A 23,442-nucleotide genomic window follows, 5' to 3' on the forward strand; every position below is an offset into this window, starting at 1 on the left:
CTTTGAGTCCTCCCGATCGGTTGCCGCCTCCGGACGCAATCTGCTTTCCGATATATTCCTGCTTGTCTTGAGGAAGCGTTTCCAGACCGGCGTCTGTGCTCACCTTAAGCGCCGTACCGTCGGCCAACACCAGAATAACCTGCTCGCCGAGCGAAAGGTACTTGCCGAGCTCATGCGACTGCGCCATTAGGTCGAAATATGCCTGGCTGTATGCTTTGATTTCGGTCACTTGCATCTTGTCGGGATCAAACCGTGAATCGGTCCAGTATCCTTTGTTGAGGAAGTACGTCTGCTCGCCTACGTACTTGATGTTGGTCACCTGCACTTCGTCGCCTTCCGCGTTGTAGTAAGCCATCGGCGCGGCGGCGTTGCCTTGGCCGCCCGCGGCCTGGCCTTTTAGCATTTGGTTGGTCGCCGACTGGCCGACCGCGCCGGCGCCGGAGACGTCCATCGCCAAGTCCTGCGCTTCTTTTGAGGCGCGCTCCAACTGCTCTTCCGCGGGAGCGTACAGCATGTCGTCTTCGCGAATCAGGAAGCTTGTGTACTCCGTGATTATTCCGTAGCGCTTGGACAGGCGGATTATTTCGTCGATCAGCTCCTGGTTGATTCCGTGTAGTCGTATTTCGTCCGTCAGATAGCCGATTTTGCGGCCCGCCCAGATGCGCGGCACGAAATTGTAAGACGCGCGCGAGGCGAAGCTGACCGGAAAGCTGAAACTCTTTGCATTTCCGTCAACCTTTCCTGAAAGCTTAATCGTCGCGCTTCCGGCGCCCGGCTTGAACCTGCCCGTCAGGATAATCTGGTTGCCCTTGAACAAATCGGGCATTTGGGGCGGATAAAGCTCACGGACGGTCGCGCCCTCGAACGAAATGGTCACGTCGGTAAGAACGGGGCTGGAAATCTTGCCGTACAGGCTGGATACTTTGACCTCGATGTCCTCGTTCGGGCGTACGTATTCCGTCATGCCATGGTTGGCCTCGGTGAGCTTGTCCAAAAGATGCGTGTTCACATCGTATCCGACGCCGAACGAGAACAACCGCGCCTTGGATTTGTTCGCAGCACTAACGTTCGAGATTATTCTGCTTTCATCGGTCTCGCCCACGGTCGGCAGTCCGTCCGTCAAAAACACGATGTAGGATGGCTTGCTTCCGCCCTCTGCCTTGAGCATCTCCAGCGCGCGGAGGAGCGCCTCGTTGATGTTGGTTCCTCCGTCCGCTTCGAACTGGTTTACGAAATCCAGCGCCTCGTCGCGGCTCTTGTTGTCCCACGTTTTCATCCCGCTCTTGAAGCACTCCCAAAGCGAGTCGGAATATGCGATCACGTTGAATCGGTCGCCGGGATTCAAGCTGCGCAGCACGAACCGCAGCGCGTCTTTGGCCTGGGATATCTTGTCGTCGTCCAGCATGCTTCCGCTCTTGTCGAGAACGAAGATGAAGTTTTTCGCTATCACCTTCGCGCTTTCAGACTGGACGCGCGGCGTTACCGTCGCGACGAAAAATCCGTCCTCGCCGCTGTCTTCGGTGTAAGCCAGAAGACTCGCACCGATTTCGCGCGAATCAACCGAATAGTAGAGCGCGAAGTCCACGTCTGGGCGCACGTTCGAAGCTTCGTAGCTGGCGGTAGCCCGCTTGTCGTCCTGGCGGTTCACGCTGATCGTGTGCGTCGGCGAGTATATCGTCTTCAGCGGCGCGGACGTTTCGATCTTGCACGCGACGGAAACCGAGTCGATCATCTGGGCGCTGAATTTTTCCGTGTTGAGCGGATAAACGTACTCGTACAGCCCGTTGTCCGCCTTTATCATCTGCGTGTACGAAAGCTCGACGCGCTTTTTCTCGCCCGGCTCTATTGGAAATACGCGCGCGCGGAACGCGTCGTTTCCGATGTATTCGAGAAGCGCCGGATCGCGCTGCTGGCGCACGATGTCCTCGTAAATCTTGCGCGCCTCGCTTGCGGGCAGCACCTTGCCGGAAATTTTCTCGCCGCCCACCCACATCGCGAAATTCTCCAGAGTGGCGCCGTGCGGAATGGGGAAAACATAGTCCGCTTCGATGCGGCGCCCGGTCAGATTCTCGAATTCCTGGTCCACGCGGGTTCGCACGAGGCCGTCGGATATTTCGACAGTGACGCGGTGGTAGCGGATGGCGAACGCGTCGCGCACGGGAATTTCCGCAGGGGGGATCATTATCCCGTCGGCATGTGCGGGAATCGCGGGCGCCAAAATGAACGCCGAAACTGCGATTAATGCAAAAAAGGCGGAAAACGCCCCAAAACGATTGCTCATGGTTGGTACCTCCGATGGATGCGGCCCGGATGCGCCAAAGTATACACAAAACGGTAAGACGCCCGATTTTCCGCCTGGTTCACAAACACAAGGCGGTTTAACGGCTGCGGGCTGCAATGGTTTACTGTCGCAGGGAAGAAAAAATCTTCCAATAAAAAATATCGCGGCGCATTTATTAAATGTGTTGGAACGGCCCTTTTGGGCTAGGCGCCGTTCTCCTCGCCGGATTCCAGGTACATGTCGCCGTCCCTTCTCTCTATTTCCGCACCGAGCATGGCCAGCTTTCGCTCGATGTGTTCGTGGCCGCGGTCAATGAATCCCACTCCGGTAATCGTAGTCTCGCCCGACGCCATAAGCCCGGCGATGACCATCGCCGCGCCGCCGCGTATGTCGTACGCCTTGACCGGCGCGCCGGAAAGCGAGCCTTCCATCGGCTCGACTATGGCGGTGTTTCCGCGCGTTTTGATTCGCGCGCCCATCCTGTTCAGCTCCGCGACATGGGTGAAACGATTTTCGTAAAGCGTTTCGGTGACGATTGATACGCCCGATGCGCGGGTCAGCAGCGTCATCATCTGCGGCTGGAGATCGGTAGGGAATCCGGGATACACGAGCGTGCGCACCGATGTGGGCGCTATTTTTTCCGGCGCGTCCACGGAAATCGAATCCTTGGTCAAAACGACGTTGCAGCCGATTTCGATCAGTTTATCGGTCAGCGCCGTCAAGTGTTCCGGCTCGGCTCCGGCCACCGTTACTTTTCCCGCTGTCGCCGCGCCCGCGATAAGCAGCGCGCCCGCTTCGATTCTGTCCGGAATAATCGTATAGTCGGCGGAGTGCAGCGAGCGGACGCCTTCAATTTCGATTTCGCGCGTGCCCGCGCCCGAAATCCGCGCGCCGCAGGCGGAGAGAAACCCCGCGAGGTCGTAAATCTCCGGCTCCATCGCGCAGTTGTAAACTTTCGTTTTTCCCTCCGACAGAACCGCGGCCATTATCGCGTTTTCGGTTGCGCCGACCGACGGCATTTCAAGGTAAAGCTCGCCGGACGCGGGTTTGCCTTTCGCGACGATCAAGCCCTTGTCCTGCTCGATTTCAACCCCCAGCCCCTTGAGAGCGGTCAAATGCGAATCCACGGAGCGCACGCCGATGCGGCATCCGCCCGGAAGGGGCACACGCGCCTCGCCGAACCGCGCGACGAGCGGCCCGAGAACGAGAAAGCTGGCGCGCATCTTTTCGACAAGCTCGTACGGGGCTTCGACGCCGGATACTCCCGATGCGTCTATTTCAAGCGTATGCTCGGCCGCGTTATACGAGGACTTCGCGCCCAGAGCGTCGATCATTTCGCAGATTACGCGGATATCGGTCAGGTCGGGGATGCGCGAGAGAGAAACCTTGCCCTGCACAAGAAGAGATGCCGCGATGATGGGCAACGCGGCGTTTTTGCTGCCGCTGGCTTCGACCGAACCTTCGAGGGTCTTTCCCCCCCGAATCCAGAGGTGGGACAAACCTACCGCCTCCCGTACTTCTTAGCGATCTCCTCGCGGTTGAGTGCGCGAAGAAGCGCCGCGCGCGCGCGTTCCTCGTCGGTGCCGCTCTCCTTCGATTCCAGGCGCTTGCGCGCGCGCTCTTCGGACTCTCGGGCGCGCTCGCAGTCGATCGCGCCCGCGTATTCGATCGAATCCGCGTAAACGGTCACGTCGCCGCCGTCCGCGACTTCCAAAAGCCCGCCGCTGATCGCGAAGTGCAGGACGCGCGGCCCGCCCTCCGCCCGGTCCTCGATAATCATCAAGTCGCCGATGCCCACTCCGGCCAGCATTTGTGCGTGGCCGGGCTTTATCCCTGCAAATCCGTCCAGCGCGGGAAAAACGAGGTCGGTCGCCAGCCCGCTGAACCGGTCGCCCGGCGCAAGCTCGACGTACTTTCCGTCCGGCTCCAGTATTTCCACCTTGAAGTTGCGCCCGATGCTCATTCTTTACACCAGACCCTTGGCCTTGTCCTCTTCGTAATGCTCGAAAACCTCCGAAATGTCGCCGACGTACATGAAATATTTTTCCGGGATGTGGTCGCATTTGCCGTCTATCAGCGTGCGGAAGCTTTCGACCGTCTTCTTGAGAGGAACGTAGCGTCCCGGCTTGCCCGTGAACTGCTCCGCCACGAAGTTCGGTTGAGAGAGGAAGCGCTGGATGCGCCGCGCGCGCGCAACCGCGATTTTGTCGTCTTCCGAAAGCTCTTCCATTCCCAGAATGGCGATGATGTCCTGAAGGTCTTTGAACCGCTGCAGGATTTGCTGCGTCGTGCGCGCCACCGTGTAATGCTCCAAACCGACCACCGCGGGATCGAGAATTCGCGACGTGGAATCGAGCGGATCGACCGCGGGATAAATTCCCAGCTCCGCGATGGGGCGCGAAAGGTTGGTAGTCGCATCCAGATGAGCGAACGTCGTCGCGGGAGCGGGATCGGTATAGTCGTCGGCGGGCACGTAAATCGCCTGTATCGAAGTGACCGAGCCGTTCTTGGTGGAAGTGATGCGCTCCTGCAGCTCGCCCATTTCGGTCGCGAGCGACGGCTGGTAGCCGACCGCGCTGGGGAGCCTGCCGAGAAGCGCGGAAACTTCGCTGCCCGCCTGGACGAAACGGAAAATGTTGTCAATGAAAAGAAGCACGTCCAGACCTTCGCGGTCGCGGAAGTATTCCGCGATGGTCAGTGCGGAAAGCCCCACGCGCAACCGCGCTCCCGGCGGCTCGTTCATTTGGCCGAACACCATGACCGTGTTCTTGATTACGCCGGATTCCTTCATCTCGCGCCACAGGTCGTTGCCCTCGCGCGTGCGCTCGCCCACCCCGCCGAAAACGGAAAAACCGCTGTGCTCGGTCGCGATGTTGCGGATCAGCTCCTGGATGAGAACCGTCTTGCCGACTCCCGCGCCGCCGAACAGCCCGATTTTTCCTCCCTTCAGATAAGGCGCCAGCAAATCCACGACCTTCAATCCGGTTTCCAGAACTTCAATTTCCACATTCTGATCCTTGAGCATCGGCGCTTCGCGATGAATCGGCCAGTACTCATCGGCCGCGATTTCGCCAAGCTCGTCTATCGGATTTCCAGTCACATCGATCAAGCGCCCCAGGCACTTCTTGCCCACAGGCACCGCTATCGGCTTGCCTGTGTCGGTTACTTCCATACCGCGGACCAGCCCGTCGGTGGACGTCATCGATATCGCGCGCACCATGTTGTTTCCGAGGTGCTGCGCGACCTCGCTGACGATCAGCGTGTTGGTGGCCGGATTAAAAACTTCGATTGCGTTGAAAATCTCCGGCAGGTGGCCGTCCGAAAACTCGACGTCCAGCGTCGGGCCGATTATCTGCGCGATCCGACCTTTTTTGAGCCGGGACTGCTCCGTTGCGAATGCAGTTGAAACTTGCGTACTCATAGTTTGTGCACCTATACCTTCATTGCCTCCGCCCCGCCCACGATGTCGAGAAGTTCCTTCGTTATCGCGGCCTGGCGGGCCTTGTTGTATTCAAGCGTAAGCGCGTCGATCATGTCGCCCGCGGCGGTTGTTGCGTTGTCCATTGCCACCATTCTGGCGCCGTTCTCGCTGGCGTAGTTGACGTGAAGCGCGCAAAGAATTTCGATTCCCAAATAGCGATCAAGCGTATGCCTGACAAGCTCTTCGGATTTCGGCTCGAGAATCACGTTTTCGAACTCGGGCGCGGAAACCGTGTTGGGATCCGGCGGCTCGACGGGCAGCAGCTTCACCGCGGTTGGAATGTGTTTCGTCACGTTCACGAAGTCCGAATAAACCACATGAACCTCCGCGAATTCACCCGCCTTGAACGCGGCCGAGATTTGCCTCTCGATGGTGCGCACCATCCCCCAGCCCGGGCCGCGGCGCGGATTCTGCTCGTATTGCCAGATTTTGAAGCCGCGGCGGCGGAAAAAGTCGCGCCCCTTTTTGCCGACCGCAAACAGCTCCACCGAGCGGCCCGCGGCCGTAAGCCCGTTGGCATGCTCCAGCGCCTTTTTCACAAGGTTTGAGTTGAAGCTGCCGCAAAGCCCCTTGTCGCTGGTGAGCAACACCAACAGCACGCGGTTGTTTTCCGTTTGGCCGCCCGACGAGATGAACGGATGCGCAACCTGGCCCATCACAGGCGAAAGCCGCTCCAGGATCGCGTCGATGCGGCTCATGAATCGCTTCGCATGCTCGACCTTTTCCTCGGCGCGACGGAACTTGGCTGCCGCGACCATCTTCATCGCGCGCGTGATTTGTTGAGTGTTCTTGACACTCCTTATCCTGCGCCGTATGTCACGTAGATTGTTGCCCATATCCGGTTACTAATGCCTGCCGAGGAATCCCATTCTCGCTTCGTCATCCGGAACGCCGGTTACGCCCTGCCTGCCGGGAATGTAAATCATCGAAAGTATGAAACTCCACTGGATGAGGATATGCGCAACGTGGCACTCCTCACGGCGCTCGGTCGCAGGAATGAAATTGCCTTCAGAGTCGTAAGCGGGCGTGATGCAGTATCGCTCGTCCTTTACCCAAACGCCGAAGCTGTCGTAACCTGAAACGGTTGCGTAGAATTTCGGGCTGTTAAGCCCTTCGATTTTGAGCTGACTGAACGCGTCCGGCTTCAGCATCAATAGAACCTGACGCCCGACGACTTCCTCCAGATTTATGGTGCGCTCGTTCAAACGGTTTCCGCTCCGGCTACTCCGCCATCGCCTCGCTTGGTTTGAATATTCCCGCGAACTCCTTGCAAGCCTTGGCCAAACCGGCAAAGAGCTCGTCCATCTTTTTCTTGATTAAGTCGTTGTTTTCCTTGATCTTGGACTTAATCGTCTCCGCCTCCGCGTGCGCGGACGACTGCCCCTTGGCCGCGGCTTCCTCGCGATCTTCGAACTGGTCTGTCAACTTGCGATCCTCGCCTTCAAGAGCCGCCACTTCCTTGAAGGTTTGGAAAATAATCGGATGCTTGTCCTTGAGAAAAGCCACAAACTCCTGGGCGTAGCGCTGCACGTCCTTTACGGGATATCCGTCCAGGTATCCCTCCGTGCCGGAATATATCACGGCAATCTGTTCTTCGACCGGGATTGGAGCATACTGCGGCTGCTTGAGCAGCTCGACCATTCGCTCGCCTCGGGTGAGCTGCATCTGCGTGGATTTGTCCAACTCGCTGCCGAACTGCGCGAACGCGGCAAGCTCGCGGTACTGCGCGAGGTCGAGGCGCAACGAGCCCGCGACTTTCTTCATCATTCGGGTTTGGGCATTTCCGCCGACGCGGGATACCGACAGGCCGACGTTCACGGCGGGGCGAACGCCCTGGTAGAACAAATCCGATTCGAGATAAATCTGGCCGTCGGTAATCGAAATCACGTTCGTGGGGATGTACGCGGACACGTCGCCCGCCTGGGTTTCGATAATCGGCAGCGCGGTGAGACTCCCGCCGCGCTTCAGCTTGATCGCCCGCTCCAGCAATCTCGAATGCAGATAGAACACGTCGCCCGGATACGCCTCGCGGCCCGGCGGACGGCGCAACAGCAGCGAAAGCTGGCGGTACGCCTGTGCATGCTTGGTCAGGTCGTCGTACACAACCAAAACGTGCTTGTTGTTGTACAAGAAGTGCTCTCCCATCGCGCATCCCGCGTAAGGCGCGATGTACTGCAGCGGCGCGGGGTCGGTCGCGCCCGCGACGACGACCGTGGTGTACTCCATCGCGCCTTCCTTCTGGAAGCGGTCGATGACGCGCGCGACGGTCGAGCTTTTCTGGCCGATCGCGACATAAATGCAAAGCACGTCGGTGTCGCGCTGGTTGATAATCGTGTCCACCGCGATCGCGGTTTTGCCGGTGCCGCGGTCGCCGATTATCAGCTCGCGCTGGCCGCGGCCGATCGGGATCATTGAGTCAATCGCCTTAAGTCCCGTTTGGAGCGGCTCCTTGACCGGCTGGCGCTGTACGACGCCGTCCGCGCGTTTTTCGATGGGCCGCTTTTCGTGCGTGGCAATGACGCCCTTGCCGTCCAGCGGCTCGCCGAGCGGGTTGATTACGCGCCCGATGATCGCGTCGCCGACCGGAACCTGGATGATCTCGCCCGTGCGCCGCACTTCGTCGCCTTCCTTGACGAGCTGGTCATGGCCCATCAGAACCACGCCCACGTTCTCTTCTTCAAGGTTGAGCGCGATTCCCGCGACTCCGTGCGGGAATTCCAGCTTTTCCGCCGCCATGCACTTCTCAAGCCCGTACACCTGCGCGATGCCGTCGCCGACGGAAAGCACTATGCCGCGGTCTTCCATCGTCAGCTCGCCCTGGTAGGTGGCGATTTCGGCCTTGAGAATGCTCGATATTTCTTCGGGTCTGATGCTCACTTAACTTCCTCCCCTCCGGCGGGAATCCGCCGCAGGATCATCAATGCTGGTAAATCAGGAGCGCCTCATGCATCTGCTTGAGCCGGGATGCGATCGTGCCGTCAATCACGGTGTGGCGCCCCAGGTAAACTTTCGCTCCGCCTATGATTCCTGAATCCACTTCGGTCCTGACGCGCAAGTCCGGATATTTAGTGAATTTGCGCAGTTTCGCGACCAGCCGATCTACGTAATCCTGGTCCGCTTCAACGGCGGTGACCAGCCTCACTTCCTCGATGCCGCGGAACCGGTCGGTCAGAATGTCGAAATAGTCGAAGACGATCTCGGCCACGCCCATTCTGCCCTTTTCGAGAAGCAGCTCCAATGTGCGGAACACCGCGGGATGAACGGACTGGCGGAAGACCTTTTCCAGGAAAGCGCGCTTGTCCGACATGCGTATCTGCGGCTGCGAAAAGAACCGCTGCAGCGCTTTGTCCGCAAACACCTCTTCCAGTTGCAGGCACTGCGCGTCGATCTCCTCGACCTTGCCCAGTTCGAGCGCCAGCTCGAACAGCGCCACCGCGTACCGCTTTGCCACACGGCGGTCTTTCATCGGACGCTCTCCACCTCACCGAGGTAGCGCTCAAGCAGCCCCAGATGCGCCTTGCGGTCGAGTACGGACGGATCCTTGAGCAGCTTTTCCGACACCGCGAACGTCAGGTTGACGACTTCGTTGCGCAGCTCCGCGCGCGCGATTTCCCGCGCCCGCTCCACGTCCGCCGCGGCTTTCGCCAGCAGCTTTTCGCGTTCGGCCTCGGCGCCGGACTTGATTTCGGCCGCGATTTCCTCGCCGCGCTTTATCGCGTCCTGGATGCGCCGGGTGGCCTCCTCCTGGATTTCGCGCAGCTTCAACTCGTACTCCTCCTGGAGCTTGACGGCGGCCGCCTGCTTGGCCTCCGCCTCGCCGAAGGAGCGGTCGATCGCGTCCTTGCGCGCGTCGATCATGCCGAGGATCGGCTTCCAAGCCATCCGGTAAAGCACGATCGCGAACAGGATGAACGCGACGATGTGCCAGATAAGTTGATTGATGCTTACAAGTTCGCCCACGCCGGAACCTCCCTGGCGGAAAATACCAATGCAGACATTCCGCCGTCTAGCCGCCGCCGCGCAGGTAAGTCGCAACCAGCGCGTAAATCGTGAGCGCTTCGATGAACGCCGCGCCGATGATCATCGACGTCTGAAGCTGGCCCTGGATGGAGGGCTGGCGGCCCATCGCCTGGAGGGCGCCGTTGACCGCGATGCCGATTCCGATGCCGGATCCGAGGGCCGCAATGCCCAGACCGAGAAAATACAGATCCATACCTGATTCCTCCGAAGTTTATGAAACGACAACTAATGGTGTTCCCCGTGGGGAAGTACAAGCAATATGTAAACCGCGGTGAGCATGCTGAAAATCAGCGCCTGTATCACCGAAAGCAAAAGCGCGAGAAACAAAAACGGCCAATGAAGCGGAATCATCAGCTTGAACCATCCGACAATCGGAATGGAAATGAGTCCGATGAAAACGCCCAGAAGAATATCCTTTCCCAGGATGTTGCCGAATAGACGAAGCGACAGGCTTATTGGTCTTATCAGCTCTTCGAGAATGTGAAGGATGAGAAAAAGCGGCGAGAGACCCCATGTGATGGCATCGGTCGGGCTGCCGAGAAGGTGCTTGAACCATCCTCCGAATCCGTTTCGCGAAATGCCTACGTACTGCACGTAAAAGAACACGATCGTCGCCATCGCGAGGTTCATTGAAAGGCTTGCGGAGGTCGCGAAGCCGAGCGGGACGATTCCGTTCAAATTCTGAAACAGGATGTAAACGAACAGCGTTCCGATCAGCCAGATGTGCTTGTTGACCTCGTGCTTGCCCAGAACGCCGCCGAAAAAGTCGCGCAATCCGCCCAGAAACATCTCGGTGACGATGTAAAGCCTGCCGGTCGGGCGCATCTTCATCCCGCCGCGCGCGATCGCAATCCAAGCGATTATCGTGAGCATGATGAGGATGCTGTATGAAATGAAAGTGATGTCGGTGAGCGAAAGTTCGCGGCCGAAGATTGTGAATTTATCGGCGTGAATCACACCGAGGTCTTTCAAGACGACGAAAACGTTGGGAAGCTCGGGTACGTGGTGGCCGCCTTCGTGCGCGGCATGCGCGGCGTGTTCCGCCGCTCCGGCTACCTCGTGACCTTGCTCACTTGCGAGAACCATATACTGCATTCATTCGACCTGAACCGGCCTTGCTTCCAATCAGGGCCAAATATAAAAAGACCACCGGCAAAACCAGCAGTCCAAGCACCATTCCCCGGGAATCGAACAGGCGGAGCCTGAAAAGTTGAACCACCAGGAAATAAAGCAGCGGTATCTTAATGAAAACGATGGGGATTGTAAAGGATAACATCCATTTCTTGCCGGAAAACAAAACCTTGAACGCCATCCAGAGCACCGCGAAATTGCATAGATTCCACAATCCGGCCGCGATCATGCCCAGGCCGATTTCGCGGTCTATAACGAATCCCGCGACCGCGGCCGCGGCGGCGGTGACCGCCAGCCCGGAACCCAGAATCGCGGGAAGCGAAAAAAGCGCGTCGCCGTAGCCGGCGGCTTCGCCGCCGATTCCGGGCGCTGCAGATGCGGAATCACTTTCAACCGGCGCTTCCGGCAAAGCGGGAGGATCAGGCGGCTTTTCGCAAGTAGTCTCCGGTTCGGATTGCAGGGAAGGAGCGAACGGCCTCGCGGGACGTCGGATGCGCGCGTTGTAGCTCATCGTTCCTATCGTGTGGCCGTCCTCGTCCACAAACCTATCGGACTCCGAGGCCGCATGCGGGGTTGGCGCGCGGCCTATCGCCGTGAACTCGTCGGCTCCCTGACGCATTTCGGGCACGGAAACCGGTTCCGGCCGCAAGTCTTCGCGCAGGACGCGCGCGACCGAGCGCACGCCCGCGACGAATCCGAGAACGAGAAACGCGAACCGCAGAAAGCCGGTGCCGGCCACGCCGTCAAGCCAGACCCCGATGAACCAGCCGAGAATCGGCCCCGCGCCGAGCATGAAAGGTATGCTCATGGCGAGTCCCACGCCGCGCCATCCGCCGGAATCGTAGCCGCCCATCGGCGCAAGTATAGCTGGCTAGAGCTGTTCGCCCCAGTGGTAGCCGATCATCGACGCGTCGCGCTCGTCCACCGAGCCGTCGCCGTTCGCGTCGAACCAGCCGCGGTAGTTTGGATCGCTCGTAGGCATTCCGAACCGGGCGGCCAGCGCGTCCACGTCCGCGGCGTCCACTTTGCCATCCGCGTTGATGTCGCCGCGAAGGTTGTTCAGGTCTATCTCCACCCAGTCGGAGCTGTATACGCCTCCGGACGAAATCGCTTTCGCTTCCAGCAGCGCGCGCTGGTTGCGGAGCGCGCCCGTCAGCAGCGTGGTCGAATACGGCGGTGTTGTCGAGTTGGCGATCAACGTTCCGCCGGAGTGATAGACGATGTAGTCCACCCTGCTTACGAATCCGGTGGTGGTCACCGCGATCGGAACCGATCCCGAAACCCCGGCCTTGTCGCCCGGATCGACTATCGTGATCGTCGGAAGCTGACTGGCAGGCCCGTTCGAGACCACGATGTCGTCAATCCACCAGCCGCTGCCGGTTATGGACGGGCCGGGATCCGTGCCGGTTCCGTCGCTTTCGAAGAAGAATACGATGCGCACCGTCTTTCCGATCCAGCTTGACAGCGGGATGTTGATTTTTTCGTTCGCGTGCGTCCCGGTGTACTGCGCGAGCTGGGTGAATGTCTGGCCGTTGTTGTCGGTGATGTAGACGCGGCCGAAATCCTTGTTCTCCTCCATATCGTACTGGTGGCTGAACGAAAGCACCGGAGTGCTCACGCCGTTCAAGTTTATCTTGCGCGTTACGAGATAATCGCTCTCGAAGTTGTCGTAGGTTCCCGCGCCTTTGCCGCAGTAAAAGCTGCGCTCGCCGCTTGTTTTGAAATCGGCGCGCTGCCGCCACTGGCCGGTTCCGGCATTCGCGAGGTCTTCGGGCGTGCCCGGCGCCTGGCGCGTCGAGGTGCGCAGCGAGGTCGAAGGATGCCGCGAGTCGAGCGGGAATATCTGGAAAAATCCGTTTTCGGCATTGTCCGCGAACGGGAACAGGACAGGCGTGTTGTCCACCAGCATGTCCTGCGCCACCTCGCGCTGCTCGGAAGGCGTGTAACCGATGCCGCGGATAAGAACCTGGCCGAAAACCATTTCGGTCGTATCCCAGGAATACGAGTAGGGCGGGCTTGTGGCCTCAAACACCAGCGCGTCGTTGAGGTAAAGCTCGACCTTGTCCAGATTGCCGTCAATGTTCGGCGCGATGTCCACGGTCCCCGTGCCGATCATCGGAGGCAGGCTGTTGAAGTCGAATGTGAAGCTAGTTATCTGCGCGTTTATCGTTACCGTTTGCGATGCGTCGTCCTTTCGAATGTTGTAAATGCGCACCTGGGTGTCGTCGCCCGCGTAATTTGCGCTCGATGGATTCGTCGTGAACTTGAATTCCTTGGTGCCCTGCGGATAGACGTCGCCCGCGTCGCCGTAATTCCACATATGGTCGATCGCCGCCTGGCCGTCCGCCTCTTCCAGATCCAGCGCCTTGTGCTCTTCGATGTCGTTCACGCCGTAGCCGGACGAAGGATTGATCATCTCGTCCTCGTCCACGTGCCAGACGAGAAGCCCGCGGCCCGGATTCGGCCCGATGTCGGACGTCGCCACCTGCCAGCGGTTTTCGATGATGAAGAACTCGCGGACGAAGCTGCCCTCCGTCCACAGGATGTACGACGAGCCGGGATTGTTGATGTCGTTGCTTGGCTGGAGAACCAAATCCTGCACGTCCGTATTCAGCACCGTAGGCTCGATCCAGTTGAGAAGCCACTTGTTGTACGGACTCATGTGCATCGGCGGATTGGTCAGGTTGCCCGCGCACATGAGATCCCAATATCCGACGCCAAGCGATTCGTTGCCGTCTGTGCCGGGATTGGCCGGCGCGCTGTCGCCGCCGAGGTCGTAGTAATCGGGGAGGTTGAAAAAATGGCCTTGCTCGTGATGTACCGTGCGACTTTCAGGATCTAAGTCCGAGTAACCAAGAAATCCAATCGTAGTAATACGTTTGCCATCAAATAATGGACCGGACCAGCCAAAACTGACAAATGCGCGAACCGGCTCCAGTATTGCGCTTAGATGGGGAAGCACTATTGTTAAACAATCGATGTAACCGTCGTTGTCACCGTCGTACTGCGAAAAATCCACCTCCGCGTTTGCAGCATTCATCGCATCAGTGACAACCGTGCTTGGATTCCAGTTGGAAGAGCTAATGCCCCCCACTTCGTACGCTCCGGACGAAGGAAAGACTCCTCCGGAAATTGTAAGCTTTCCAAAGCTCATCTCCGAGTAAAAGTCGGTTAGCGAAGGGCATGTGTTTCCAGAATTACTTCCAAACAGCTTTTCATTGGCGGAGGCTGCATCGTTGGGCTGGCTGTAGATTCCGCTTTTCACAAGCAAAAACGCGTGCCTGCAAGTACCAACAGTTGGAGGCTGCGGATTCCCAAGGCCAACTTTGGTAGCTGATCTTGAATTGCCGCGGGAACTAGAATCACCACCAGAAATGATCAGTTTGGGGTTCGGCATATTCGGACGTTCAACTATCCCCTGGCTTGTCGTGACAGGTCCGACATAAGGAAGCTCAAACTTGTCTCTCCATCGGGGAATAAGCACGGGAACGCCCGTTCTTAAATACTCGGCAACCTCGCGCGCGTGAGGGTCATCTTCAAGTGAATTCAGAACGGCATTCCCGGCCTTGTCTTCCATTGCGCCTGGTTGATCAGCTGTAGCACCTTTACTTTTACTTTCAGCAGTGCCAATGGCGCGTGACGAATTCCGGCTACACGCAAAAGGCGCAACAGCGCAAAGCGTAAGTGTAAGTAGCGCAAAAAGGATGAAAGTTAACTTCATGAATCCACCAGTACAAAAAACACCCAAAAGGGCATGTGGCATTATACCTTAAATTCCTTTGAGAATGCACCTGAAAACGCTTGACAGAACTCAAACAACCAGTTAAAATTCCTCCGAACAATCGCATTTCCGTACTCGGAGGTATCTGGAATTGCCAAGTTGATTTTGCGTGTGTTCTTTCTTGTCAGCTTTGCCGCGTTTGTCTCCGGTCTTGCCGACTCTTGTGGCAATCGTCACAAACAACAACTTCTGAATCCAATGGCACCTAAGCCCAATCCGCAGAATCAGCCAGGCACAGCGCCAAATCTGGATGAAAGCGGCAAAGTTCCTTTCCTTTTGCAGACTTTGTCCATTGACCAGCGGATGGACGCGCTTAGACAGGTGTCCACTCTGGAGCCACCGTTTAAGGTTGCGATTATGTACTTTCCTGATATTGATCTCGCCGAACTGAACAACGAACGCCAAGGCCAAAGCCTTCCTCTCATTCCGGTTGCCAATACAAGCCAAATCGCCTCGTGGATCAATAACGCCCCTGTTCCGGAATTGCTCAGGGACACCCAGTACATCAGCCTTTCAAAATATTTATTAGACACTTACGGTGAAGGCCAAAGCCCATTGATTGAGTATGTCGGCGACACCTACGTCTTCGAGTACCCTTCTCTATTTGTCACCACAAATGTCGACGTTGAATCTTTAATTGGAGTAATATGGGAAGATAATTCGGACTTTATCAGATTAATCGAACCGATTGAATTTGAAGGTCAATGCGCATCGGCACCTTTTGCGGACAAATATGAGTATATGGTTTCCGATCCATACGTCAATGGTTCAGGCCAGTATTATGACCGGCAGCAATGGCCGGAATCTCCATATTTCTTGCCCATGATTCATTCCAGCCTGGTATGGAATTTGAATCTGGATCCAAAGGACGAGGAAGGAAATCCTTTGATTTGCGCGCTTGTTGATGTGGGTGTTGACTTGGACCATCCAGACATCCAGGACAGCCTATTTCTTCCCGAAGGCCTTGAAACAGACTTGGTTGACGGAGATGATCTGCCAGAAGCTGGCGACCAAAACCATGGCACCGCATGCGCCGGAATAATGGCCGCTTCGGAAAACGGGAGCATGCTATGCGGCATTTTGCCAAAAGCCAAAATATTGCCCATTCGCGTTTCTGATGATCAATTAAGCATTGATATTCTTAATGTTATTTATGCTATTGACCTAATTAAGACCTGGAAGCAATATAACGACTTAAATATTAAAACCTGCCTCATTAGTGTGGGATACACTAAAGGCGAAGCCTCATTGGGAGATCGGCAGGAGTTGCATGCGAAGATACGGGAGATGGTGCTCGACTTTGATGTTATCTGCGTGACTGGCGCGCATAACCAAGGTGTAAATAACGACATTGATGGCCGAATTTATCCTTCGTCGTATTCCACGGTTATAGCAGTAGGCGGGACCGCAACGGATGAATCCCAACGATGGATCGATTCAAATGAGGGAAGCAATTACGGGCCTTGGGTGGACGTTTATTGCGTAAGCGGGTCGGATGACGAGCCATTGCAGGTTCTTGCTTCCGGCGGAGGAACATACAACTCCAGCGGCACCAGCTGGGCCGCGCCTGAAGTCACGGTCGGCGCATTGGCGCTGTGTGCACTAAAGCCCGATCTTACCTATAATGAATTTTTGGACATAGTTAACAGCCGTTGCGTTCATTACAATTATGATCCCGACGACCAAAGCGACTACACGCCATTCTTCGACTTCGAGGAAATTCTTGAATTTTTAGGCGAAATGAACCTCGGGGGAACAGAGCATGGGGCATACAAGCTTGTAGATTACACCAAGGACCTTGACTGGCTGGTCGCCCGTCCGGATTACAATTTGACCGCAGTCCTGCCGACAGGTTCCAGCGAATCGCCCATTTTCCATATAGTCTCTTTTGATAAATCCACCTTTTCTTGGAGTGACACACCCACCTCAGTTCCCGGATTTTCATACGGCAATTACTCCATCGCGTTTGAAGGTGATACCATATATCTAGCCATAAACGACTTTGGTACAAGCGGATCCACCACAACTAATCCTGATCTGAAAGTTTATACATATGATAACGGATCCTGGGAGTTAGCAGGTGAGGTGGAATCTGGAGGCAGAGTACTAGATTGCTCCCTGTCTGGCGATGGAAATATTCAGGTTTTAACAATGGGTTCTTCAAATAGCCCTGGAAAACTGCATGTTTTCAGTGGGGCATCGCATCAGCAGTACGACACGCCTGAATACGTTTATTATTTTCCAGACAAGGCATATCATTTACGCAACAGCATTCATGCGCTATCAAACGGAGATGTCATTTACGCATATGCGAAGCACTGGTCAGGAATCCATAGCCTTCAGCTTGCATATTTCGATTCTTCTAATGAGGAATGGGCAAGTCCTGTTGAAACGATCTCAACAAGCCTCTGGGACAGCTCTGAAATTGACCTTGATGTTAATGATGACGACGAAATCGCGGTATTATGCCGCGAGATTGTGCAAATGGGACCATATTGGAATTACTTTGTTTCGCTTTACCAAGGCTTTTATGGCGAAATGGAGGGCGGTCCCATAGGCGGAGACCATTTCATTGGCGAGTTGATTACAAGAACAGCTGAGCCGCAGCTTGGGATTGAGTTGCTTGATGACAGTGCCTATTGCCTGTACAGCACCGTTTTTTCCCCTAATGCACCATGGACAAGGTACAATTCCGCATTATGGTGCTTGCCTAATGCACTTATTCCGCCATTTGTGGGCGGAGTGCCAGATATAGCCCACTTGGTATATGTCGATCAAAACGACACAATTGAGTATGACGCTGTATCGCATGACCCCAATTTATCAACAGCGCCTAATGGACCGCTACTAACAGGCAGCCCAACGTCGTTTTCTGGAGACTGCGCGGTGTTTCTTGCTGGGTTTAATAAATGGGATGAAAACGGCAGATATGATTACAAAATCTATCCTGTCTTCGTTCGCCAACGATCCGAGTAGAAGCTCCTTACTCCGCCTTCAGCTCGCGCCCCATAAGCGCGGAAATCGCATCCGCGGGCGTCGCCGCGCCGTCAAGGATGCGGCAGACCTGCTCCGCGATGGGCATTTCCACGCCCATCGAAGCCGCGCGCTCCCGGATCGCGCGCGCGGTCGTGACGCCCTCGGCCACCATCCGCATGGACTCGACGATGGCGTCCGCGGATTCGCCCGCTGCCAGCCGCATCCCGAACCCGAAATTGCGGGACTTGGGGCCGGAACATGTCGTAATCAGGTCTCCCAGTCCCGAAAGCCCCATCAGCGTCTCCGGCCGGGCGCCAAGCGACCGCGCGAACCGCGACATTTCCACCAGCCCGCGCGTGATAAGCACGCTGCGCGCGTTTATCCCCAGGCCCAGCCCCTCGACGATGCCCGCGGCGATGGCGATGATATTTTTCACGCTACCGCCGACCTCCACGCCCGTGACGTCCGATGAGGTGTAAACGCGGTAAGTGGGCGCGCTCACCGCTCCCTGGATTTTCAAGGCAAGCTCCGCCGACTCGCTCGCGACGACCGCCGCCGCGGGTTTGCCCGCCGCGACCTCGTCCGCCAGATTCGGACCCGAAAGAACCGCGAAACGCGCGGAGCCGAGCTCCGGCCAGTTTCGCGCGAAGTACTCGTTGGCGAATCCCGGCGGCTCGCCGCAAAGCCCCTTCGTCAGCGAAAGGTACGCTGTTCCGTCCGGCCAGACCGGCCGAAGCTCGTCAACCATTCCGGGAAGGAATTTTGACGGCACGGCCGCGACGCCCAGCCACGCTCCGTCGAGAGCTTCCGCAAGGTCTCCGGTGGCGCAGACGCAAGTCGGAAGCAGCGCGCCCTTGCAGAAAAAGGGATTGCGCTTGAATGTGTTTATCCCCTCTACGACTTCCGGCTCACGCGCCCATACCGTCACCGGAACGCCTTTCGTTCCCTGCAGCCATGCGAACGCGGTGCCCCAGCTTCCGCCGCCGATTACAGCGATTTTGCGTTGCTCTGCCATGCTCAAGCCTCCCGCGCGGACATTATAATTCGACTCCGCGCCACGCTTTAACGCGCGCGGTTTTGATGCTACAATCGGCTCCCTATGAGGACGAGCGCACCCGTTTCAACCGTTGAAGAAACCGCGCCTGCCGAGGCCGCGCCGCTGTCCGACCCGATGCAGGAATCAATACTGAAGCGGCAGATCCTGCCGCAGATAGCGCTCGTGCCGCTTGATTCACGGCCATGCAACTGGCTTTATCCGCTGCGGCTGGCCGACATCGCGGGAGTGAGGCTTCACGTCCCGCCGCTTGAATTCCTGGGGTGGCGCGACCGCGCCGGCGACCCTGGCGAGCTTTTCGACTGGATGGACGCGCTTCCGAAGGAAACCGAGGCGCTGCTCGTGTCGCTCGACGCGCTGCTGTACGGCGGGCTTGTGCAGAGCCGAACGCCGGATGAGGCGATCAAGCCGCCGGAGGAAATCGCGGATTTTCTGGCTAGGTTCCTGGCGGCGAGGCCCGGATGCAAACTTCATTGCTTCAAATCGGTGCCGCGGCTGGGAAAAACGGTGCTATCCGCGGCCGACCTGAAATCGCATGAGGCGCTGCGCGCCCGCACGCTCACCGGCGCGCCCGTCGCGGGCGAGGGCGACGCGGAAGCTGCCGCCGCCGAAGACATCGAATGGCAGAACCACCAAATCGCGCGCTCGCGCAACCAGAACGATCATGCGGGGCTTTTGGCCGCGCTTTTGCCGCATGCGACGTCATGGGTTATCGCGATCGAGGACAACCATCCGGACGGCCCGCAGAACCGCGAGGTCAAGGAGCTTCTGTCCGAGCTTCCGCGCGAGCTGGACAAAAAGGTGACCGTCGTCAACGGATGCGACGAGCAGGGAATGGTGATGCTGGCGCGCCATCTGCGCGACAAGATCGAAGGCAGGCTGCCCGTCGGAATATGGTGGACGTATCCCGACTCCATAGACAAGATTGCGAATTTTGAAGGCGTGCCGGTCGGAACAAACCTGGCTCGGTTCATGGAGCACCTGCGGCTGTCGCCGATTGAGGCGGAGTTCGCGACGTGGTCGAAGGACGCGGCCGTAATAGTGGACACCGCGCCGGAGGTTGTAAAAAAGCGCGAGGCAGCGCTTTTGGTAATCAACAATTTCGAAGAAGAGCAGAAAGACCACCTGAAGGGAGGCTCGCCACAGGCTTACCGGCCTTACGAAGGCGAAGGCCCGATGCCGTGGCTTCTGCCCGTCCTCCTGCTCGACTCGCTAGACATATACATCGCGGACATCGCATGGTGCAACGGGGGGGATCCCGCGATGGACAGCGTGCTTTCGCAGGGAAACGGCAATTTCCTTGCCGGGTACTCCGGATGGAACACTGCCGGCAATACCATCGGCAAGGCTTTGGCGCACATCGTCGCGCGCGCGTACCGCGCAGCCAGCGACCCGGTGGGCACGGTTTCGACCGAGGCCAGCTGGGCGCACGAGCGGTTCAAGTTCGAATCGCTCCTTTCCGACCGCTGGTTCCCGCAGATAGTGCGGCCGCGCCTTTGGAAAATGGTGCTGGACGCGGGCGGCGATCCGTGGCACTTCGGGCTGTACACGGTGGAAATGGTCGAGAAGGGCTGCGAGGATCTGCGCAAGCCCGTGCGCGGCGCATGGGATCAGCGCCACCGGGGCAACTACCTGCGCCGCGGGATAAGCGTGCCAAAGGCGCTCTTGCCAGAAATCAACTTCCCCTGGAACCGGCTGTTCGAGGTGGACATCCGCATCTATCACGACGACGCGTTCGACGCCGAGCTTTACGCCGGCTCCCCGGTCAAATAGATTGAATTCCCCGAACAGCAAGCCTTGCGTTCTCGTCGCGGGGGGGGGCGTCGCGGGCGTTATCGCCGCGGTTGCGGCGGCCCGCGCGGGGGCGAGCGTGGTGCTGGCGGAAGCGCATTCCTATTTGGGCGGAATGGCCAACCAGGCGCTCGTGCAGCCGTACCAGACTTTTCATTCGCCGCGGGGACAGGTTATCCGCGGCATCCCGCAGAAATACATCGAGGCATTGGTCGCGGCGGGCGGATCGCTGGGTCATTTGCTCGATCCGCTGGGATTCGCGGCGACGGTGACGCCCGTTGACGACGAAATCGCGCGCCGCGTGATGAAGGAGATGCTCGCGGAGGAAGGCGTCGAGACAAGGCTTTCGACCGCGGTCGCCGAGATCAAAATCGAGGCGGGAAAAATATGCGGTGCGAAGCTTTCCGCGCTGGACGAATCGCAATTTCCGCCGGGTCTGCCGTTCGGCCACTGGGAAAAGGAAACGCTGCCTGAAGTATCGGAGGAATGGTTCGACGTGGACGCGGTCGTGGACGCGACGGGCAGCGCAAGGATCGCGCGGATGTGCGGCGTGCCTTGCGAGCTGTCGGATGCGCGCCAGCCGATGAGCTGGCTCTTCGCGCTCGCGGGCGTGGATTTGGGCGCGGTGAGCCGCCATGTTTGGTCGCATCCGGAGGATTTCGTTCTGTCGGACGATCCGCGGGCGCGCGAGCAGCATTACATCGGCGTGTCGGGATTCTTCTCGCTCGTGAACGAGGCGAAGGAACGCGGCGAGTGGACGCTGCCGCGCGACCGGCTGCTGTTTTTCGGGACGCCGCGCGAGGGCGAAGTGATGATAAACACGACGCGCATCCCGCACGATTTTGGAAGCGACCGTGAAATCGCGATGGAAGGGCTGCGCCAGATCGAATTCCTGCTGGATTTCTTCCGCGAGCGCGTTCCGGGATTCGGGGAATGCTTCATCTCGCGCAAGGCGGACAGGCTGGGCGTACGCGAGAGCTACCGGATAAACGGGCCGTACGTGTTGACGCGGGATGACGTTGTGGGCGGGCGAAAGTTTCCTGATACCATCGCGCTGGGCGCGTTCCCGATAGACATTCACGCCGCGAGGGGGGGGGACTTGATCGCGGAAAAGGTCGGCGCGCGCGGCCACTACGACATTCCGCTCGCGTGTTTGCTGACGAACGAGATGGATAATCTGGTGATGGCCGGGCGGCACATCAGCGTCACGCACGAGGCGTTCGCGTCGACGCGGGTGATGCCCACATCGATGGCCGTCGGCCAGGCCGCGGGCACGGCCGCGGCGCTGATCGCGGCGGGGACGCGGCCAGCCGCGGGGATAGCTCAAGGCGAAGGCCTTGGTTCGAAAGTTGCCGCGGGATCGCGCGCGGGCGCGACGCCGGGAGAGATACGGGAATATCACGCGTTCTACGCCGCGCTGCGCGAGCTGTTAATCGCGGAAGGCGCGGTTGTGGATGACAAGCAAGTGGGGTGGTAAGGGGTCTGCATTCAAAGCTGCATTAATATCCCTGCTACCACTCCTTCTCCGGCTTGACGAGGATCGCGCCGAAGCGGGCGGCGCGGTGAATGACGCGTTTTTCTTCGGTGACCGGATCGTAACGGACGAGTTCGAAACGGTCACTTTTGCCTTTTGAAGCTTGATTAACGCGGACGTACCATAGTGCCCCATCGGATGCGATGACTGGTTTATAATAAAAGTAATAGTACTCATCAGCCCTTGCCGCAGCCTTGTCAACAGATTCCAGTTTGCCATCCGCAGTTATCGAAGCAAGTACCCCAATTGAATCGCCAGAATTCGTGGATCCGAACAGGCTCTCCGAAAAGATAGCGTATGTTTTTCGGTCAAGTGGGCTATACACGGGCCATTCAAGTGCTCCCTCAAAGTCGTTAATAAACTTCCCGCCAAGCTCGTTTATCGAAAGTGGAATTCGCCTAAGGGCACCCGAATTCAGGTTGGCGGCTATGAATGCTGTCCGCAATGCATACATTCTGCTTTCGTTCGGTACGGGAACTTGAAATGAAATAAAAAACGTCCACTCGCCGGGTTTGGTGCCAGGCATTATTGGGGCTGCAGCATAAATTATTGAGCATGTTCCTTGCTTTACTTGAGTTCTGGAAACAAAGTCTGCAGCCTGCATTTCGCTTGTCAAAAGCAAATGCTCGGACGAGTCCTTTTTTGCTTCCGAAACGATCCACCATCTTTTTAATTACTTTTGCTGGGCGATGCTAAAAAAAGACAACGCAGCATAGCCAGGATAATATCTTTTGCAGCTACCGCTTTGATTTGGATCATAGCTGTCGACCCAATAGGAATTTACCAGTTCGTCGCCTGAAGCTACAACCGCCTCGAACCAATAGTCGTTTTGCAATGAATAAGCCGGCCCAAAGTTAAGTTCTTTCCATTCGGTGTTCTTCACATTCCAATAATAAATGCCATCTCCAGGAAGATTTTTGGCGTACCAGTCGCGCCTTTCGTCGGCTGAGGCAAATGGGAAAGAAACTACAGTCGGTTTCTTGTGGGCGCGCCTGAAAAATCCGGTCTTAAGGTCAATCCAGTTTCCTTCAGAATACTCTTGATAGTTAAACGGCGGAACACAATCATCCACTATGAATGAGTCGAAAAAATACAAATAAGCACCGTCGTCTTTGGATGTTCCCTTTAGGTTTGTGGCAACCCAAACATTGCTTCCAGAAAGATTTGCAGCCCAAAGATAGTCGACCGGCTCAATTAATGAAAGGCCGCTTGGATTTCCAGACTGTCCTTCAACTTTTGATGTGTTGAATGTGATAAAAGCCACGCCCGGCTCGAGCCCTGGGAAATTGAAATTCCGCAGTTCCGGCGATGTATTCCAGGCAAGCGCCGCCGCGGCAATCAGCAGCAGCAAAATGTATGCGGCGGTTTTCCATCTCCGGCGTTTCATTCCGCG

At 57.4% G+C, this 23,442-nt stretch carries 19 protein-coding genes; 3 read left to right on the forward strand and 16 right to left on the reverse strand.

Features of this window, described 5'->3' with window-relative positions:
- The 13 genes from HRF49_01090 to HRF49_01150 all read right to left on the reverse strand — a co-directional run.
- Positions 1-2,281: VWA domain-containing protein (locus HRF49_01090; GenBank protein MEP0813245.1), on the reverse strand; the 2,281-nt coding region annotated here is incomplete at its 3' end.
- 203 nt (positions 2,282-2,484) lie between these two features.
- Entirely contained in the window at positions 2,485-3,780 is a 1,296-nt protein-coding gene (gene murA, locus HRF49_01095) for a UDP-N-acetylglucosamine 1-carboxyvinyltransferase (GenBank protein ID MEP0813246.1), read from the reverse strand.
- A gap of 2 nt (positions 3,781-3,782) precedes the next feature.
- Entirely contained in the window at positions 3,783-4,244 is a 462-nt protein-coding gene (locus HRF49_01100) for a F0F1 ATP synthase subunit epsilon (GenBank protein ID MEP0813247.1), read from the reverse strand.
- A 3-nt stretch (positions 4,245-4,247) separates the two neighbouring features.
- On the reverse strand, positions 4,248-5,702 hold the full coding sequence (gene atpD / locus HRF49_01105; GenBank protein MEP0813248.1) for a F0F1 ATP synthase subunit beta: 1,455 nt from the start codon (positions 5,700-5,702) through the stop codon (positions 4,248-4,250).
- Between the two features lie 11 nt (positions 5,703-5,713).
- A complete protein-coding gene (gene atpG / locus HRF49_01110) occupies positions 5,714-6,598 on the reverse strand; it encodes an ATP synthase F1 subunit gamma (GenBank protein ID MEP0813249.1) in 885 nt (294 codons plus the stop codon).
- 9 nt (positions 6,599-6,607) lie between these two features.
- Positions 6,608-6,967 carry a hypothetical protein gene (locus HRF49_01115; protein ID MEP0813250.1) on the reverse strand — a complete coding sequence of 120 codons (360 nt, stop codon included), beginning with the start codon at positions 6,965-6,967 and terminating at the stop codon, positions 6,608-6,610.
- A gap of 16 nt (positions 6,968-6,983) precedes the next feature.
- Positions 6,984-8,639 (reverse strand): F0F1 ATP synthase subunit alpha, encoded by a 1,656-nt coding sequence (locus HRF49_01120; protein MEP0813251.1) that lies wholly within the window; start codon positions 8,637-8,639, stop codon positions 6,984-6,986.
- A gap of 40 nt (positions 8,640-8,679) precedes the next feature.
- The gene (gene atpH, locus HRF49_01125; GenBank protein MEP0813252.1) at positions 8,680-9,228 is read right to left on the reverse strand and encodes an ATP synthase F1 subunit delta; all 549 of its coding nucleotides are present in this window, start codon (positions 9,226-9,228) and stop codon (positions 8,680-8,682) included.
- Complete coding sequence (gene atpF, locus HRF49_01130) at positions 9,225-9,722, reverse strand: F0F1 ATP synthase subunit B (protein ID MEP0813253.1); 498 nt, start codon at positions 9,720-9,722, stop codon at positions 9,225-9,227. The genes atpH and atpF overlap by 4 nt, the downstream gene beginning before the upstream one ends.
- A gap of 46 nt (positions 9,723-9,768) precedes the next feature.
- The gene (gene atpE, locus HRF49_01135; GenBank protein ID MEP0813254.1) at positions 9,769-9,975 is read right to left on the reverse strand and encodes an ATP synthase F0 subunit C; all 207 of its coding nucleotides are present in this window, start codon (positions 9,973-9,975) and stop codon (positions 9,769-9,771) included.
- A gap of 32 nt (positions 9,976-10,007) precedes the next feature.
- The gene (atpB, locus tag HRF49_01140; GenBank protein ID MEP0813255.1) at positions 10,008-10,868 is read right to left on the reverse strand and encodes a F0F1 ATP synthase subunit A; all 861 of its coding nucleotides are present in this window, start codon (positions 10,866-10,868) and stop codon (positions 10,008-10,010) included.
- Complete coding sequence (locus HRF49_01145) at positions 10,852-11,766, reverse strand: AtpZ/AtpI family protein (GenBank protein ID MEP0813256.1); 915 nt, start codon at positions 11,764-11,766, stop codon at positions 10,852-10,854. Before HRF49_01145 ends, atpB begins: the two co-directional genes overlap by 17 nt.
- Before the next feature lie 18 nt (positions 11,767-11,784).
- A complete protein-coding gene (locus HRF49_01150; protein MEP0813257.1) occupies positions 11,785-14,178 on the reverse strand; it encodes a hypothetical protein in 2,394 nt (797 codons plus the stop codon).
- A 615-nt stretch (positions 14,179-14,793) separates the two neighbouring features.
- Between HRF49_01150 and HRF49_01155 the strand changes: the two genes are divergently transcribed.
- Entirely contained in the window at positions 14,794-17,670 is a 2,877-nt protein-coding gene (locus tag HRF49_01155) for a S8/S53 family peptidase (GenBank protein ID MEP0813258.1), read from the forward strand.
- 7 nt (positions 17,671-17,677) lie between these two features.
- Here the strand turns inward: HRF49_01155 and HRF49_01160 are convergent, their stop codons facing one another.
- Positions 17,678-18,685 (reverse strand): NAD(P)-dependent glycerol-3-phosphate dehydrogenase, encoded by a 1,008-nt coding sequence (locus HRF49_01160; protein MEP0813259.1) that lies wholly within the window; start codon positions 18,683-18,685, stop codon positions 17,678-17,680.
- Positions 18,686-18,769: 84 nt separating this feature from the next.
- Between HRF49_01160 and HRF49_01165 the strand changes: the two genes are divergently transcribed.
- Entirely contained in the window at positions 18,770-20,497 is a 1,728-nt protein-coding gene (locus HRF49_01165) for a DUF4127 family protein (GenBank protein MEP0813260.1), read from the forward strand.
- A gap of 1 nt (position 20,498) precedes the next feature.
- Positions 20,499-21,992, forward strand: a complete 1,494-nt coding sequence (locus HRF49_01170) for an FAD-dependent oxidoreductase (GenBank protein ID MEP0813261.1) — start codon at positions 20,499-20,501, stop codon at positions 21,990-21,992.
- 34 nt (positions 21,993-22,026) lie between these two features.
- Here the strand turns inward: HRF49_01170 and HRF49_01175 are convergent, their stop codons facing one another.
- Together HRF49_01175 and HRF49_01180 are read right to left on the reverse strand one after the other, a co-directional pair.
- On the reverse strand, positions 22,027-22,665 hold the full coding sequence (locus tag HRF49_01175) for a hypothetical protein (protein MEP0813262.1): 639 nt from the start codon (positions 22,663-22,665) through the stop codon (positions 22,027-22,029).
- Positions 22,666-22,722: 57 nt separating this feature from the next.
- Positions 22,723-23,436, reverse strand: coding sequence for a hypothetical protein (locus tag HRF49_01180; GenBank protein ID MEP0813263.1), 714 nt, complete (start codon positions 23,434-23,436; stop codon positions 22,723-22,725).
- Positions 23,437-23,442 lie beyond the last annotated feature (6 nt).

This window comes from bacterium, from assembly GCA_039961635.1.
Classification (GTDB): Bacteria; 4484-113; 4484-113; order JAGGVC01; family JAGGVC01; genus JABRWB01.

Bases quoted from the DNA above. Each gene is read 5' to 3' on its own strand.
- HRF49_01100 (MEP0813247.1), bottom strand. From the start codon at position 4,244: ATGAGCATCGGGCGCAACTTCAAGGTGGAAATACTGGAGCCGGACGGA.
- atpD (MEP0813248.1), bottom strand. From the start codon at position 5,702: ATGAGTACGCAAGTTTCAACTGCATTCGCAACGGAGCAGTCCCGGCTC.
- atpG (MEP0813249.1), bottom strand. From the start codon at position 6,598: ATGGGCAACAATCTACGTGACATACGGCGCAGGATAAGGAGTGTCAAG.
- atpH (MEP0813252.1), bottom strand. From the start codon at position 9,228: ATGAAAGACCGCCGTGTGGCAAAGCGGTACGCGGTGGCGCTGTTCGAG.
- atpE (MEP0813254.1), bottom strand. From the start codon at position 9,975: ATGGATCTGTATTTTCTCGGTCTGGGCATTGCGGCCCTCGGATCCGGC.
- atpB (MEP0813255.1), bottom strand. From the start codon at position 10,868: ATGGTTCTCGCAAGTGAGCAAGGTCACGAGGTAGCCGGAGCGGCGGAA.
- HRF49_01145 (MEP0813256.1), bottom strand. From the start codon at position 11,766: ATGGGCGGCTACGATTCCGGCGGATGGCGCGGCGTGGGACTCGCCATG.
- HRF49_01160 (MEP0813259.1), bottom strand. From the start codon at position 18,685: ATGGCAGAGCAACGCAAAATCGCTGTAATCGGCGGCGGAAGCTGGGGC.
- HRF49_01165 (MEP0813260.1), top strand. From the start codon at position 18,770: ATGAGGACGAGCGCACCCGTTTCAACCGTTGAAGAAACCGCGCCTGCC.
- HRF49_01180 (MEP0813263.1), bottom strand. From the start codon at position 23,436: ATGAAACGCCGGAGATGGAAAACCGCCGCATACATTTTGCTGCTGCTG.